14 protein-coding genes and 1 pseudogene are annotated in these 15068 nt (G+C 57.7%); 6 read left to right on the top strand and 9 right to left on the bottom strand.

The window, feature by feature from the left end:
- Positions 1-51: 51 nt before the first annotated feature.
- Complete coding sequence (locus tag ACSQ13_RS06680) at positions 52-705, bottom strand: MarC family protein (RefSeq protein ID WP_176249835.1); 654 nt, start codon at positions 703-705, stop codon at positions 52-54.
- A gap of 82 nt (positions 706-787) precedes the next feature.
- Positions 788-2650, bottom strand: a complete 1863-nt coding sequence (locus ACSQ13_RS06685; RefSeq protein WP_295508423.1) for an ABC-F family ATP-binding cassette domain-containing protein — start codon at positions 2648-2650, stop codon at positions 788-790.
- 104 nt (positions 2651-2754) lie between these two features.
- Between ACSQ13_RS06685 and ndk the strand changes: the two genes are divergently transcribed.
- On the top strand, positions 2755-3177 hold the full coding sequence (gene ndk / locus ACSQ13_RS06690; protein ID WP_176249833.1) for a nucleoside-diphosphate kinase: 423 nt from the start codon (positions 2755-2757) through the stop codon (positions 3175-3177).
- A 92-nt stretch (positions 3178-3269) separates the two neighbouring features.
- Here ndk and ACSQ13_RS06695 read toward each other — a convergent pair whose 3' ends face one another.
- The gene (locus tag ACSQ13_RS06695; RefSeq protein WP_176249832.1) at positions 3270-3614 is read right to left on the bottom strand and encodes a TfoX/Sxy family DNA transformation protein; all 345 of its coding nucleotides are present in this window, start codon (positions 3612-3614) and stop codon (positions 3270-3272) included.
- Between the two features lie 372 nt (positions 3615-3986).
- Between ACSQ13_RS06695 and ACSQ13_RS06700 the strand changes: the two genes are divergently transcribed.
- From ACSQ13_RS06700 to ACSQ13_RS06720, 5 genes are all read left to right on the top strand, one after another.
- The gene (locus ACSQ13_RS06700; protein WP_176249831.1) at positions 3987-4157 is read left to right on the top strand and encodes an RSP_7527 family protein; all 171 of its coding nucleotides are present in this window, start codon (positions 3987-3989) and stop codon (positions 4155-4157) included.
- Between the two features lie 96 nt (positions 4158-4253).
- Positions 4254-4466: a DUF1127 domain-containing protein gene (locus tag ACSQ13_RS06705; protein WP_176249830.1), complete on the top strand. Its 213-nt coding sequence runs from the start codon at positions 4254-4256 to the stop codon at positions 4464-4466.
- 180 nt (positions 4467-4646) lie between these two features.
- The gene (locus ACSQ13_RS06710; RefSeq protein WP_295508418.1) at positions 4647-5621 is read left to right on the top strand and encodes a Gfo/Idh/MocA family protein; all 975 of its coding nucleotides are present in this window, start codon (positions 4647-4649) and stop codon (positions 5619-5621) included.
- 85 nt (positions 5622-5706) lie between these two features.
- Entirely contained in the window at positions 5707-6360 is a 654-nt protein-coding gene (gene trhA, locus ACSQ13_RS06715) for a PAQR family membrane homeostasis protein TrhA (RefSeq protein ID WP_176249828.1), read from the top strand.
- A gap of 125 nt (positions 6361-6485) precedes the next feature.
- On the top strand, positions 6486-7553 hold the full coding sequence (locus ACSQ13_RS06720; protein ID WP_295508412.1) for an IS630 family transposase: 1068 nt from the start codon (positions 6486-6488) through the stop codon (positions 7551-7553).
- A gap of 433 nt (positions 7554-7986) precedes the next feature.
- Here ACSQ13_RS06720 and ACSQ13_RS06725 read toward each other — a convergent pair.
- From ACSQ13_RS06725 to ACSQ13_RS06750, 6 genes and pseudogenes are all read right to left on the bottom strand, one after another.
- Positions 7987-9417 (bottom strand): annotated as a pseudogene (locus ACSQ13_RS06725) (IS3 family transposase).
- Between the two features lie 318 nt (positions 9418-9735).
- The gene (locus ACSQ13_RS06730; RefSeq protein ID WP_176249826.1) at positions 9736-10179 is read right to left on the bottom strand and encodes a nuclear transport factor 2 family protein; all 444 of its coding nucleotides are present in this window, start codon (positions 10177-10179) and stop codon (positions 9736-9738) included.
- Positions 10176-11873: a dihydroxy-acid dehydratase gene (locus ACSQ13_RS06735; protein ID WP_295508408.1), complete on the bottom strand. Its 1698-nt coding sequence runs from the start codon at positions 11871-11873 to the stop codon at positions 10176-10178. Before ACSQ13_RS06735 ends, ACSQ13_RS06730 begins: the two co-directional genes overlap by 4 nt.
- Positions 11870-13162, bottom strand: coding sequence for a TRAP transporter large permease (locus ACSQ13_RS06740; RefSeq protein WP_295508406.1), 1293 nt, complete (start codon positions 13160-13162; stop codon positions 11870-11872). Before ACSQ13_RS06740 ends, ACSQ13_RS06735 begins: the two co-directional genes overlap by 4 nt.
- A complete protein-coding gene (locus ACSQ13_RS06745) occupies positions 13159-13632 on the bottom strand; it encodes a TRAP transporter small permease (RefSeq protein WP_295508403.1) in 474 nt (157 codons plus the stop codon). Before ACSQ13_RS06745 ends, ACSQ13_RS06740 begins: the two co-directional genes overlap by 4 nt.
- A 94-nt stretch (positions 13633-13726) precedes the next feature.
- Positions 13727-14734: a TRAP transporter substrate-binding protein gene (locus ACSQ13_RS06750; RefSeq protein WP_176249822.1), complete on the bottom strand. Its 1008-nt coding sequence runs from the start codon at positions 14732-14734 to the stop codon at positions 13727-13729.
- Positions 14735-15068 lie beyond the last annotated feature (334 nt).

The following is a 15068-nucleotide window of genomic DNA, read 5'->3' on the forward strand; positions in this document are numbered from 1 at the left end:
AGGTAAATCCCTTGTTCCTGATCTGGAATATGGGGTGTGTTGCGGCCTTTGTCAGCCCGCGCCGGGGCCAAATCCGAATGCGCTGAGGCCATCGAGCACGAATTGCACCGAGAGCGCCGCCAAAAGCATCCCCAAAAGCCGTGTGATGACGTTGATGCCGACCTTGCCCAAGGCCCGTTCCAGATAGCCGCTGGCCTGCATGGTGATGCCCATCAGGATCAACACCGCAAAGGTGATGCCCATCACGGTGACGAACCCTTCGATGCCCGGCTTTTCGCCTGTCAGCAGGATCACCGACGCGATGGCACCGGGCCCGGCGATAAGCGGGATCGCCAGCGGAAAGACCGACGGGTCGTCGTGATCATGATCGTCAGGGTCATGATCCGCATCGGCTGCGGTTTGTTCGCGCCGCTTGGTACGGCGGTCAAACAGCATCTCGAGCGCGGTCAGAAACAGCAAGATACCCCCCGCAACGCGGAAGGCGGCCATCGAAATGCCGATAAAATTCAGCACGGCCTCGCCGAAGGCGGCAAAAACCAGCAGGATCAACCCCGCGACAAAGACACCGCGCCATGCGATGCGGCGGCGTTGGGCGTGGGGCATGCCGGGGGTCAGGGCCAGAAACATCGGCCCGATCGCAAAGGGGTCGATGATCACGATCATGGTGGCAAAGGCCGTGATCATAAAGGCAATGTCGAGTGTCATCATATGTTGCTACCGGGGGCCAGCCCCCGGACCCCCGGGATATTTGTGAGCCAGAGAAGTCAGGCCGAAATGGGTCATAGTGTCAGGCAGAGGCGGTCTCCAGCTTTTCAAGAGCGGCCATCCAGATGGATTCGGCGCGTTCAAGGGCGGCCATCACTTCGGCGTATTTTTTGTTCCACACCTCAAGTTCGCCGACTTTTTCCTTTTCGTAAAGGGCAGGGTCGGCAAGTTTCTTGGCCAGCTTGTCGCGCATGTCGTTGATTTTGGTCACGCGGGCTTCGGCGGTGCGCACTTCGGAGCGCAGGGCAAGGATGTCTTCGCGCGAGACGCGTTTGGGTTTGGGGACTTCTTTGACCGGCTTGGCGTTCTTGCTGACCGGTTTTTCGACCGTGAGCAGCATTTTGCGGTAAGCCTCGAGGTCGTCCTCATAGGGTTTGACGGTGCCATCGGACACCAGCCACAGACGGTCGGCCACCATCGACAGAAGGTGCATGTCGTGGCTGACCAAGATCACAGCGCCCGAATAGCGGGTCAGCGCTTCGACCAGGGCCTCGCGGGATTCGATATCAAGGTGGTTGGTCGGTTCATCGAGGATCAGCAGATGCGGCGCATCCAGAGTGGCAAGCAGCAGCGACAGGCGGGCTTTTTGCCCCCCTGACAGGCGGCCGACCTCGGTATCGGCCTGGTCGGGGCCAAGGCCGAAACCGGCAAGTTGCGCGCGCAGTTTCGACTGCATCACGCCGGGGCGCGCCGTGATCATGTGCTGCAACGGGGTTTCGTTGATGACCAGTTCATCGACCTGATGCTGGGCAAAGAAACCGATGCGCAGTTTGTTGGAATTGACTGCTTTGCCTTCGAACAGCACCAGACGGTTGGACAGCAGTTTCGACAGGGTCGATTTGCCCTGACCGTTGCGGCCCAGCAGGGCGATGCGGTCATCCTGGTCGATGCGCAGGTTAAGGCGCGACAATACGGGCACGCCTTCGGTATAGCCGGTGGAGCCACCTTCGATGCTGATGATCGGCGGCGACAATTCATCAGGCTGCGGGAAGGTAAAGACCTTGCGCGCCGCTTCCTCTGGCGGGGTGATTGTCACCATCTTTTCAATGGCTTTCATCCGTGATTGCGCTTGCTTGGCCTTGGAGGCTTTGGCTTTGAAGCGGTCCACGAAAGCCTGCATATGCGCCTTGTGCGCCTGCTGCTTTTTCGCGGCGGCAGAGAGCTGCGCCCGTTTTTCGGCACGCATTTTGGCGAATTGGTCGTAGTTGCCCTGATAATAGGTCAGCTTGCGGTCTTCGAGGTGCAAGATACCCCCGACGGCGCGGTTCAGCAGGCCACGGTCGTGGCTGATGATGATCACCGTATGCGGATACTTGGCCAGATAGTTTTCCAGCCACAACGCCCCTTCGAGGTCGAGATAGTTGGTCGGCTCATCGAGCAGCAGCACATCGGGCTGTGCAAACAACACACCCGCCAGGGCGACGCGCATGCGCCAGCCGCCGGAATAGGCGGAACAGGGCTGTTGCTGGTCATGGTCATCAAAGCCGAGCCCCTTGAGGATCGAGGCCGCGCGGCCTTCGGCAGACCATGCGTCGATGTCGGCAAGACGGGTTTGTACCTCGGCGATGCGAACCGGGTCCTTGGTGGTCTCGGATTCTGTGATCAGCGCTGCGCGCTCCACATCTGCCGCCAGCACGGTGTCGATCAGGGACACGTCCGAGGAGGGGACCTCTTGGGCGACGCCGCCGATCTTGGCGCGCGACGGCAGCGAAATATCGCCCGCGTCCAGCCCCAATTCCCCGCGTATGATGCGGAACAAGGTGGTTTTACCCGCGCCATTGCGGCCGACGAGGCCCACTTTATGACCTTCGGGGATGACGGCGCTGGCTTCCTCAAACAAGGGGCGGCCTTCGACGGAATAGTTGATTTCTGAAATGCGTAACATGGGCGCGGTGTGAACCATGTCCGGCCCCGCGTCAATCACGGCTTTTCATGGGACAGGCACCATGTTAGGGATCGCCCAAATTAACCCCCATTAGGAGAGCTATCATGGCCCTTGAGCGCACATTCTCGATCATCAAACCAGACGCAACACGCCGCAACCTGACCGGCGCAATCGCGAAAAAATTCGAAGACGCAGGTCTGCGCATCGTTGCAAGCAAGCGTATTCACCTGACAAAAGCCCAAGCTGGCGAGTTCTACAAAGTGCACGCCGAGCGTCCTTTTTATGACGAACTGTGCGAATTCATGGCATCCGCGCCAATCGTAGCGCAGGTTCTGGAAGGCGAAAACGCCATCGCGAAAAACCGCGAAGTTATGGGTGCAACAAACCCAAGCGACGCAGCACCCGGCACAATCCGCGCCGAATTTGCTGAATCAGTTGGCGAAAACTCGGTTCACGGGTCGGACGCACCAGAGACAGCCGCGACAGAAATCGCGTATTTCTTCTCGGGTCTTGAGCTGGTCGGCTAAGCCCACCTGCATTTGACAGCTAAAGAAGGGTCGCGGGAAACTGCGGCCCTTTTTCTATATGCGCCACAGGGCAGGGTGCTGCGGCACATGTCCTAAGAGGGGGCGGGTCTGACGCCGATCTGATCCATCAGGCGTTCGAATTCAGCATCCACGGGGTCGAATGCGCGGGCTTTCATGGCGTCGAATTTCACACGCAGGGCTTTTTTCTCGGCCCCTTTGCAATCGTTCCACGGGCGCCCCTGAAGCCCCATGACCAGAACGTAATAGCCGATGAAATGCGGGCGGTGCCCGTTGCGCAACAGTTTCTCATAGGCGGCATCGGCACCTAATTCACGCAACTGTTCTGCGCTATGCACCCCCACCTTGGCAAAGCTTTCCTGAAATGCAGGGCCAAGGTTGCGGATGGATGAAACCGGATCGGAGTTGGAATGCGACATAGCGCCAAATTAACGCGCTTGCCGATCCGTGTCACGATCAGATGCTGGCGTAATCGGTGAAAACCGGTGCCTTTGTCTGCGGCTGCGAGGGTCGTGCAGGTGCGGGTGCGGGCTTGGCGGGGGTGGGTATGCTTTGGGCCATTGGACTGCTCCGTTCTGGATGCGAAATCTAAAGTTGTGGGCCCGTTAAGCCTGTTGAAACAATCTGTCCATCCCAAGGCGGCCCTGTGCTCATTTCATGCTGGTTTCCGCACCTGCAAAACCGTCGCCAGCCGAGCCATGCAAAAACCGCATATCGCCTATGGTTTGCACATTTCACATGTCCGGCACATATGAAGGTCACGGGCACGAAAGCCCAGAAACGGAAAGTAAATGATGAGTACCAACTTTACATATCGCACAGCGACACCGGCCGATGTTAACCGGATCATTGCACAGGCCCAAGCCGAACGCAGCGCGTTCATCGCAGCCTTTGCACGACGCACATCCGCCAAACTGCGCGGATTGTTCGTGAAAACACCACGCGGGGCAGTTCCTGCGTAACATCTGCTTCTGATCCCGATCCTCCCTGACGGATCTGACGCAGCACCAACCCGATTGCGGTGGATAGGCCACCGCAAAACCGTAGAAGAGAAAAAAATGAGCTATACAACCCTATCCGCACCAAGCTTTGACGTCGCAGCGAAAATGCACAGCCTGATCGAAGGCTTTCGCGCCAACCGCGCCCAAAAACGCGCCGTACGTCAAACCTTTGATGAGCTGTCCGCAATGAGCGACCGCGACCTGGCCGATATCGGCATCGCACGCGGCGAAATCCGCCACATTGCCGCACAGGCATCCGTTCTGCGCTAATCCGCGACCAGAACACCCCAAGATTTCACCGCCGCATAGCCCCGCTATGCGGCGGTTTCATATTTTAAGGGGTGCGTTTTCGGGTCGCTGTCCGCTTTGCTCCTGTGCTAGACTTCAACAGCGCAATTAACTGCCGGTCGACCGGAGTGTGCAGCAAGATGTGTGAATTTGGGGGATGCAATGACTATCAAAACAGCGATCATCGGCTTGGGCATTATGGGGCAGCGGATGCTGGAACATATGGTTTTGCACCCTGCCTATTCGGTTGTTGCGGTCTGGGACCCCAGCGAAGACGCCTGTCGCACGGCCGCGGTAAATGCCCCCGGTGTGACCGTGACCGCCACAGCCGAGGACGCGATTGCCACCGCTGATCTGGTCTATCTTGCCTGTCCTCCCGTGCCCCGCAAAGCCTATGCACTGGCTGCGGCGTCGGCCGGAAAGGCCGTGTTTCTGGAAAAACCCTTGGGAATCAACGTCGAGGAAAGCCGCGATCTGGTCGAAAAAATCGCCGCATCCGGTGTGCCTGCCGCTGTGAATTTCACCCAAGCCGCCGGGGCCGCCCTGACGGATGTCCATGCAGCGGCAAAAGCGGGCGAACTGGGCGAATTGGCAGGGGCCGATATCGTCGTGACCTATGCCGCATGGCCCCGCGCCTGGCAGCAAGCCGCCGACTGGCTGCGGTTTCGCGCAGAAGGGGGCATGACCCGCGAAGTTATCTCGCATTTTCTGTTCTTTTCCGAACGCATTCTGGGGCCGCTGGAACTGGTTTGGGCGCAGCCCGATTATCCGTCAGACAGCAAACTATGCGAAACGCATGTGGCCGCGCGTCTGGTATCGGCCAGCGGTGCGCCTGTGACGATCATGGGCAGCGTTGGCGGGGCGCAGCCGGACCGTCAGGAACTGACCATCAAAGGCAGCAAATCCAGCCGCCGCATTTCCGAATTCTACCGTGATGCCGTGTCGACGGGGGGCGATTTCACGCCTGTGGTGGACGATTACGCCGATCCGCGGGCGACCAGCCTGCGCGCGCAGCTGGATGATCTGGTCTTGCTGATTGAGGGTAAACCGAACCGTCTGGCCACATTGCCCGAGGCATTGCACGTCCAGATCCTGATCGAAGCCATTCTGGCAGGCAAACCGGCACCCGCCGCATAAAATCCGGGGCAGGTGACGCACCGGCGTTGTAGACTTTGACAGTTCGGGCCGCTAACGCAGGCCCAGACTGAGCCAGAGACGCCAAATGACCGATGTAAATTTCCCCAGTATCGTCCTCTCGCACCGGCGCGCCGACATGTTCGTGCACGCGGTCGGGCTGATCCTGATCCTGACCGCCGGCACGGCGTTGATTGTCAGATCAGCAACGCTGCCCGGCTATGGCTTGATCATTGCAGCGGCGATCTATGTGAGCAGCGCGCTGGCGTCCAACCTTGCGTCCTGGTCCTATCATTTCCTGCCATGGCACGCGCAGCGCATCAAATTACGCCGCATCGACCACGCTGCGATTTACCCCAGCATTGCGGGCACATTCACCCCGTTCTTTGTGCTTGCGGGCACCCCATGGACGCTGTTTTTACTGTGTTTCAGCTGGGCGCTCAGCGTCGTGGCGATCTGGAACAAGATCACCAACCCCCAAGTCAAATCCCCGTGGTCCACGGCATCCTATCTGGGGCTTGGCGCGATCGGGCTTGCCGCCTTGCCCGATCTGACAACGGTGCCCTGGGCGACCTTGTGGTGCGTGATCGGCGGGGCGTTTGCCTATGTCGTAGGGACTGTATTCTATGCCCGCAAAACAATGCCGCTGCGCTACGCGACATGGCATATGTGCGTCAACATCGGCAGCATCCTGATGTTTATCGGCATCTGGCGCGCCTTCTTTCCCGGCAATCCGGTTTGATGGTGAAGGCAAGTCGTCAACAATAATCCCATATACCGATATGCCTGAATTGACCTGAGTATTTCAGAGGCTTCCGAGTCAATTGGTCGCACTTCTTTTCCTCTGATATTCTGCATGATGTCGTCATGGACAAGCAGACAAAGTTAGTGGCCCTGACAGAAGAGCAACGCTCTGCCCTTCAGGCTATTTTCCGTCAGCGTAAGGTCGATGCTCTTTTGTGGAAGCGTGCCCGGGTGTTTCTACTTTTGGATGCGGGCTATGATGCCAAAACCATCTGCGAGATACTGGACATCGGTCCCACAGTATTACCGGAGTGGCGGTTTTCTTTTGCAGGCGCGGGGCTGTCGTTTTTCGGGCTGAAGGACTACAGCCAACGGCAGGGTCACCTTTCTGTTGAACAGGAACGGGCCACACAAGCACATTTCACGGAACATTCTGCGCGGAACGCAGATGAAGTTTGCGCCTATATTTTGGCTGAGCATTACCAAAGTTATAGCGCCTCTGGAGCCCCCAAGCTGATGCGTCGTTTAGGCTTCGTTTATAAAAAACCTCAGTCGTTGCCAGCTCAGGCCGACGAGATCAAACAAGCGGCCTTTATCGCCCATTATGAGGCCCTGATGACTGGACTGAGGGCGGATGAAATGGTCGTCTTTTCAGACGCAGTGCATCCAGAACATCAAAGTCGACCGGCCCATGGTTGGTTCCCCAAGACACAAAAGATCGCCCTGAAAGCAACATCGGGACGCAAGCGGCTCAACATTCAAGGTGCGCTTGATCTAGAGACCTTTCAGTTCACCTTTGTCGAAAGCGAGAAGATCAATGCCCAGACAACCCAGCAGATGTTGGAAAAGTTGGAAGCCAAGAACCCAGCCATTACGGCAATTCACGTCTTTCTCGACAATGCACGCTACCATCACGCCAAAATATTGCAGCCATGGTTGGAGAGATCAGAGCGACAGGTAAAGTTACATTTCCTGCCGCCATATGCGCCGCATCTAAACCCAATAGAACGTCTCTGGGGTGTCATGCATAAATGTGTCACCCACAATCGTCACTATGCCACATTCGACCAGTTCACAGAAGCAATTCTAGGGTTCTTTCGCAAAACATCGCCCCTCAAGTGGCGCGCGTTTACCGATACCGTCACCGACAATTTTCGGATCATCTCGCTCGACGAATATAAAGTGATTTGAGCACGTAGAGTTCAGCTCAATTCAGGCGTATGAGTATAATTTCAACTTAATTCTGAAGCCTTACGCTTCAAACTGATCATGGCCCAGTAACGCAGTGCCAACAAGACTGGTCAGCACGTTGGTGTCGTCTGTCCGGAGCGGGATCACTGATGTTTGCCCTTACAGCGCATAATTTCCATAACGGAGGAAAACAATTTCTTGAAATGGCCTACTAAAGGTAGCCTGTATGAGGAGCCAAGCTCTTCCATAGCGATCATGCAGCTGATGTCTGAATTTGGCTTGGAATTAATTTGACCTCAGTCTCTCGCCTAACGAAGCGATAGACCGACGAAGCAATTCCTCTTTTTTGGTGATCGGAATTGTCCGTCGTCATATAAAATGGGACATCAGAGCAGCTTGAGCATTGGAGGCTCTGGCTCGTGTGTGTTATTGATTATGCTGCTTGTTTTTGGTGTTGCAAGCGGCGTTGTTGGATTGTCTGTTTCTTGATCTCTGCCCTTTCTCTCAGAATGGATTTGTCTCGCCCGAAGTAGACGTCGGCCGGTGTGACGTTGTTCAGGTCTTCGTGGTAGCGTTGGTTGTTGTAGCAATCGACGAAGGCCCCGATTTGGCGTTCAAGATCACCGGGTAGGTAGTAGTTCTCCAGCAGAACCCTGTTCTTCATGGTCTGGTGCCAGCGTTCGATCTTACCTTGGGTCTGCGGGTGGAATGGCGCGCCGCGGACATGCGTCATTTTCTGATCCTCCAACCACTTAGCCAGATCACCAGAGATGTAGCAGGAGCCATTGTCCATTGCCCGACAGGGTCATGCAAAGCATGATCCCGAGAGGGGCTGAGCAGACGTGGCTTGTGCCGCACAACCGCCTGGTCGCAGCCTGATGTTGTCAACGCCAGTTCGATCGTGTCTGTCACGTCCTCTGCCCGCATATTTGTACAGAGTTTCCAGGCGATGATGTAGCGGCTGTAGTCATCCAAGATCGTGCTCAGATAATACCAGCCCCAGCCAATGATCTTGAAGTAGGTAAAGTCGGTCTGCCACATCTCGTTGATGGCTGTGGTTTTGTCTTTGAACTCCTCCGCCGCTTTGATCACCACATAATCAGGGGCAGTAATCAGTTCAGCAGCTTTGAGAATGCCCCTCTCGTGCATGCTGCGCATACCCTGCCGGGCAGTGGGTAAGCCGATGATTCAGAGACAAAATACCGTTTCTCATCGGTGTATTTGACGGCCAGCTCCCGTGTGGTCAGCGCTTCATGTTCCAGCGCAAATTCGATCAGGTTGTCACGACGGGCATCGGGGATGCGATTCCAGACAGATCCTGGGCGTGGGGATCTGTCAGCCAGCGCATCAAGCCCGCCATCAACGTAACGGTCGTACCATCGATAGAATGTCGTGCGCGGGATGCCCAGCATGTCGAGGGTCTGCTTAACCGGCAGATGCGATCCCTCAACGGTGCGGATGATCTCCAGTTTCTCGGACGCAGGGTATCTCATTCCTCGAACTCCCCAGCCCCTGTCATGCTTTTTTTGAGCAGACGGTTTTCAAGGGTCAGATCAGCGACGCATTCTTTCAGGGCCAAGGCCTCAGAACGCAAATCCTTTACCTCAGGCGATGTGGCCTGCCGCGCCGTGTCGCCAGATAACCGGCGCTTGCCGGCTTCGAGAAATTCCTAAGGCCAGCTGTAATACAGGCTCTCAGCAATACCCTCCCGGCGGCATAGCACCGAGATGCTTTCCTCGCCGCGCAGACCTGCCAATACAATGCGGATTTTCTCTTCCGCCGAATAGGTCTGGCGGGTCTTGCGGCGGATGTTCTTAACCACCTTGTCGGCGGCGTCTTTCGATGTCTGTGGCTTCTTCGTCATCTCGATCGCCTAATCGATAAGATGAACCAGAAATCCTCCCTTATTCAAATCCTCAAATCTGTCCCACGGGCGCTGACGTCAGACATACTGGGCGGCGTCTGATTTTACGTGATGGGGTGCGGATGCTGGAGCGGGCGAGGATGTTGGAAGGGTGGCTGCGGTTGCAGTGAGCGCATTTTTTATTCTATTTTCACAGATGCTTTGCGACGAAAAATAGAAAACCGAAACCCGCAAACGCTCGTTTTGAACGAGGGAGCCTTGGGGGGGGGCAGGTCACTGGCTATGCAGGCTTGCCCCCGTGCCGTTCGTCGCGTTGGGCTAGTCGAGATTGAAGAGCGTCTTGAAGCGATCAAGGTTCTCTGTTGACGGGCGCATTGGGTCGTAGCCCGGTTCCGGGTGTGGCTGCACAACGTCCCAGTGCTCCGCCATCTGGCCCTTGTCGTTGAAGCGCACGAAATCGGCGAAGATGTGCGTTGCGCTGATCTTGTGAAGGATCACCATATCGCCCGCCGAGAATATCTGTACCGGTCGCCACTCCTTGCGGCCCTCGCGGCGGTAGGCGATCTTTTCGATGTATTCCCGCACCCCCGCGCGTCCCTGTCCGATGCCGGGCGTATGCTGGATGTAATCTTCTGCCACCAGTGTATCGAGCAGCGAAAGGTCGTCGCCATGCATGCAATCGTTCATGAAACGCAGCAGAGTTTTCTCGTTTTCGGTCAAGTCATTGCGCGTTCTGGGATCGTAAGGGTTTGGTTCGGTCAATCTAAGTCTCCACTTGTGTCAACGGCTCCGGAATGTGTCACCGCGCCGCGCTCGGCACCTTGGACCGACGCGGCGTATTTCTCCAACAGCCCGCCTTGGCGCGGCAGTGCCGGAATCCCCCGCGCCTTTGCGCGATCTTCAAGGATAGCCGGATCAACCTCAAGCGTAATGCTGGCCACTTCCGGTCTTGCGTCGATGGTGATGAAATCGCCGTCTTCGACCAAAGAGATGGGCCCGCCGACGGCCGATTCAGGCGACGCGTAGCCGATGGACATGCCGCGCGAGGCACCCGAGAACCGGCCATCCGTAAGCAACGCGGTTTTCGCGCCCATGCCCTGTCCATAAAGAAGAGCCGTGAGCCCCAGCATCTCCTTCATGCCAGGCGCGCCCTTGGGTCCTTCGCCCCGCACCACGAGGACGTCACCCTCAACGTAGGCGCGCGTTTCCACCGCTTTCTGAGCAGCCTCTTCGCCATCAAACACGCGCGCAGGTCCCCGAAAACTGAGATCAGTCAGGCCCGCCACCTTGAGAAGCGCACCTTTGGGGCAGAGGTTGCCAGTCAACACCACGATGCCGCCGGTGGGCGCAATCGGTGCGGATAGGCTTCGGACAACGTCGCCATCGGGTGAGGCGGCATCGGCGACGGCCTCTGCAAGCGTTTGTCCGGTGATGGTCAAGGCCGACCCGTCAACATATCCGCCCGCGATCAGTTCCTTGAGGATGACAGGTGTGCCACCAATGGCCTGAACATGTGCGGCTAGGTATTTTCCGCCCGGGCTGAGATTCCCGATCAACGGGGTGCGCTGGAAAACCTTTGCCGCATCTTCGATTCCGAAATCGATCCCGGCCTCGTGCGCAATGGCAGCGATGTGAAGTGCTGCGTTGGTCGACCCACCCGTCGCCGCGACGATGGCGCAGGCGTTCTCGATCGCTTTGCGGGTGACAAGGTCGCGCGGCAGCGGTCCGTCCCCATCGATGGCGGCGACCACCGCACGGGCGGCAAAATACATCAGTTGTTCGCGCATCGGATCGCCGGCAGGGACCATCGACACGCCGACCGGTGACAGCCCGAGCGCCTCTGAAACCATCCCCATCGTGTTCGCGGTGAACTGCCCTGCACAGGCACCCGGGCCGGTGATAGAGTGGCGCTGGTAATCCTCAAGCTCTTCGCGGTCCGCATCGCCCGCGATCATCCGTCCGATGGTCTCGAATGCATCCAGCACGGAGACCTCCTTCCCCCGCACAACACCCGGCAATGTCGCACCACCGTGCAAAAACACACCCGGTGCGTTCACCCTGACCATGCCCATCATCATGCCCGGCAGGTTCTTGTCGCATGCGCCGATGGCGATCAGCCCGTCCCAGCAATGCGCGCGCATCGTCGCCTCAATGCTGTCAGCGATCAGTTCCCGCGAAATCAGCGAGAACCGCATCCCCGGATGCGCCATCGTCAACCCGTCAGAGACGGAAACCACCGGCGTCTCGTGCGGATAGCCGCCTGCCTGCCGCACGCCTTCGGCAGCATGGGCCGCCTGCGCGCCAAGGTTCATGTTGCAGGGGCTCATACCGCCCCCGGTGTGGGCCACGGCGATCTGCGGCTTTGCGATGTCGTCGTCGCTCATCCCCATACCGTAAAGAAACGCCTTGGAATTCTCGCGCATCAGCGTCGAGTATATGGTCGGAAATCGTCTCATTGCATCGTCCTCGGCAGCCAAAGAACCAGTACAGGGAAGGCGACAAGCAGTATCAGACGCAGGACGTCTGCACAGACGAACGGCAGCACCCCACGAAAGATCGTTGGCAGGGAAATATCGCGCGCAATCGAGTTGATGAGGAAGACGTTCATTCCCACAGGCGGCGTGATCAGCCCCAGCTCCACGGTCATCACGATAATCACCCCGAACCAGATCGGATCGAAGCCGAGCTGCGTCACGATCGGAAAGACGATAGGGACGAGCAGAATGATCATCGCCATTGCGTCAAGGATGCAGCCCATGATCACGAAAAAAAGAAGGATCAGCGCCAGCGTCCCATAGGCCCCAAGATCGAGTTCCACGAGCCAGGCGGTGATCTTCTGCGGGCTTTGGGTGATGGCGAGGAAATAGCCAAACAGGATCGCTCCGATCAGGATCGTATAGATCGCAACAGATGTCCGAAGCGCCTCGATCAGACTGTCGAGCAAGAGCCGTGCCGTAAGCCGCCCGCGCAATATGCCGATCAGCGCGGTCAGGAACGACCCCACCGCCGCCGCCTCCGTTGCGGTGGTAAAGCCGAAATAGATCGAACCGATGATGAGCAGGAAAAGCAACATCACCGCCCAAACCCCCGAAAGGGAGCGCACAGCCTGACCTAGGTTGAATTTCTCTCCGGCAGGTAGACGTTTGCCATAGGCAAAGCGGACGGCAAGCATATACATCAGGATGGCGATGATGCCCGGCACGATGCCAGCAATAAACAGCACGCCCACATCCTGTTCAGTGATATAGCCATAAACGGCAAGCACGACCGAAGGCGGGATCAGGATGCCAAGTGTGCCCCCCGCCGCGATAACGCCAGTCGACACTTCGTCCGGATAGCCCGCCTCTTTCATCTCTGGCAAGGCGATCTTTGTCATCGTGGCAGCGGTGGCAACCGACGACCCGCAGATGGCCGCGAACCCCGCGCAAGCACCGATGGTGGACATCGCCATGCCGCCTTTCATGAAGCCGAACCAGTGACGACCCGTGCGGAAAAGTTCGCGCGACATGCCGGAGTTGGTCGCAAGCACGCCCATCAGTACGAAAAACGGGATCAGCGTCAGGTTGAAATCGGTCACTGTGCGTATCGGCGATTGTGCCAGCAGATTAAGGGCAGGTTTCCAACCAGTCACGGCCGCGAAGCCGCCGACGCCGACAAGGCCCATTGCGATACCGATCGGGACGCGCAGGATCATCATCGCGAACAACGCGACAAATCCCAATATAGCGATCAGATCACCGCTCATGTTTCGTCTTTCACTTCAATGCTTTCGTAAGGGTCAAGAGATCCGCGGCCCGTCACGATGAGGATGAGCCGCGCGAGGATCGCAGGTAGGCTGACAGCGACACCGAGCCAGATCAGCCCCATCATCGGCCAGGCGGGCAAGCGCAGGTCCATGGTGGTTTCGTTGCTGATGGCAGCATTGGATACGCGGCCGAACATCTTCCAGGCCAGCAGTCCGGTAAAGATCAGCAGCAGGGTCCAAGCGAATGCGTCGATCCAGCGGCGTGGTCCGGGCGACAGGCGCTCTACTAGAATATCGACTTTGATATGTGAGCCCCGGAAGCCGACGCTGGCGAACCCCCACATGATAGCCGCCCCCAGCAAAAGGCGCGACATATCAAAGGCGTCAGGCAACGGGTAAGCGAACAGATACCGCCCCGTCGCAGAGGCAACGACCAGAAGTGTGACCAGCCCCATGATGCAGCCTGCCACGATCTCAATTCCGTGCGATATCCGCTCAAGCACGTGCTGCAGCCGCAACACGGGAGAACGGTTGGGCGGCCGCGGTGCCGCCCAACCTTTTGAGTCAGTATCGGGCGTCATGACGCTCGAGCGCTTCGACATAGCCGTCGTAGAGGGCCTGCGCGTCATCGCCGGCTTCTTCTTTCCATTGATCGATCAGCGGTGCCGCAGCGTCACGCCACATCTGCACCTCATCTTCTGTCGGCGCGTAGAGCGTGTGCTCACTGCTATCTACCATCTTCTGACGACCCGATGCTTCGTTCTCGGCCCAGCCCTCCGAGAAGCGGCGCGACCATTTCGGGGTGCAGTGATCATCCAGGATCGCCTTCAGATCATCGGGCATCCCGTTATAGCTGTCCTTGTTGATCAAAAGAAGCTGTGCCGAGATGTAGAACGGCATGTCGAGATGATACGGCGTCTCGCTGTCGATCCCGAAGATATAGACGGAATTCCAAGGGAAGGTGATCGCGTCCGCTGTGCCATTGGCGATTGCTTCGCGCGCCTCGGGGGCAGGTACCTGAACGGGGCCACCACCAAGCGAGCTGACAAAGCGCGACATGGTCGCGTGCGCAGGACGGACGTTCAGACCTTTGATATCTGCCGGCACTTTGATCTGGGTTTTGGAATGGAATGTTCCCGGATCGTGCGGGTTGGCAAGGCAGAACTTGACATCCGACATCTCGGTTTCTGCAATCGGGGCGTACCATTCATGCAATGCCTGTGCCCCGCCTGTGGCGTTGGAGGCGTGGAACGGAATTTCGACCAGGCTGTATTTCGGGAAACGCCCGGCTTGGTAGCCAGGGTTCGTGTATGTGATGTCGGCGATGCCGTCGCGCGCCATGTCGTAGTGGTCGGGCGCTGCACCAAGCTGTTGCGCCGGAAAGATCGTCACGGCGATCCGCCCGTCAGAAGCTTCCGTCAGCGATTTCACCCAAGGCTCGATCCCGAGCGTCTGAATGGGGTGCGTTGGTGGCACCCAATGCGACAGCCGGAGCGTCACTTCCTGAGCCCAGGCCGCACCAGATGTCAGTGCTGCGATCATTGATCCAGCCACCATCATGTTGATTTTCATTATCTTCCTCCCGTCTTAAATAGTCCGACTCGAACCGGCCGGATTGTCGTCGGAGCATGGCTTATGAGATTTGATACCGCAAGTCTGTTGAAAGGTTCGGACGATATGACAGCGACGTCGATGAGCGTCACATCGGACGGAAAGAACCGGAGTTGGACGGAACGAACGGGATTTTTGCCCGGAATGGTGACGTTGTCGGCGGCCTGTCGCAGGTCGCGATCAGCGATGATCTGGCTCTGAACTCGGGGCGCAGAACGCGAGTCTGATAAAGTTACCAGACGTTGAACCTCTAAGGTGTCACAAGGCACTTCAGCGGGATGACGAACGTACATTT

The organism is Sulfitobacter sp. SH22 (genome assembly GCF_965641905.1).
Classification (GTDB): Bacteria; Pseudomonadota; Alphaproteobacteria; order Rhodobacterales; family Rhodobacteraceae; genus Sulfitobacter.

Excerpts from the sequence above, each read along its gene's own strand:
- trhA (WP_176249828.1), top strand. The coding sequence starts at position 5,707 with ATGACCGATGTAAATTTCCCCAGTATCGTCCTCTCGCACCGGCGCGCC.
- ndk (WP_176249833.1), top strand. The coding sequence starts at position 2,755 with ATGGCCCTTGAGCGCACATTCTCGATCATCAAACCAGACGCAACACGC.
- ACSQ13_RS06710 (WP_295508418.1), top strand. The coding sequence starts at position 4,647 with ATGACTATCAAAACAGCGATCATCGGCTTGGGCATTATGGGGCAGCGG.
- ACSQ13_RS06750 (WP_176249822.1), bottom strand. The coding sequence starts at position 14,734 with ATGAAAATCAACATGATGGTGGCTGGATCAATGATCGCAGCACTGACA.
- ACSQ13_RS06705 (WP_176249830.1), top strand. The coding sequence starts at position 4,254 with ATGAGCTATACAACCCTATCCGCACCAAGCTTTGACGTCGCAGCGAAA.
- ACSQ13_RS06685 (WP_295508423.1), bottom strand. The coding sequence starts at position 2,650 with ATGTTACGCATTTCAGAAATCAACTATTCCGTCGAAGGCCGCCCCTTG.
- ACSQ13_RS06720 (WP_295508412.1), top strand. The coding sequence starts at position 6,486 with ATGGACAAGCAGACAAAGTTAGTGGCCCTGACAGAAGAGCAACGCTCT.
- ACSQ13_RS06740 (WP_295508406.1), bottom strand. The coding sequence starts at position 13,162 with ATGAGCGGTGATCTGATCGCTATATTGGGATTTGTCGCGTTGTTCGCG.
- ACSQ13_RS06735 (WP_295508408.1), bottom strand. The coding sequence starts at position 11,873 with ATGAGACGATTTCCGACCATATACTCGACGCTGATGCGCGAGAATTCC.
- ACSQ13_RS06695 (WP_176249832.1), bottom strand. The coding sequence starts at position 3,614 with ATGTCGCATTCCAACTCCGATCCGGTTTCATCCATCCGCAACCTTGGC.
- ACSQ13_RS06700 (WP_176249831.1), top strand. The coding sequence starts at position 3,987 with ATGATGAGTACCAACTTTACATATCGCACAGCGACACCGGCCGATGTT.
- ACSQ13_RS06680 (WP_176249835.1), bottom strand. The coding sequence starts at position 705 with ATGACACTCGACATTGCCTTTATGATCACGGCCTTTGCCACCATGATC.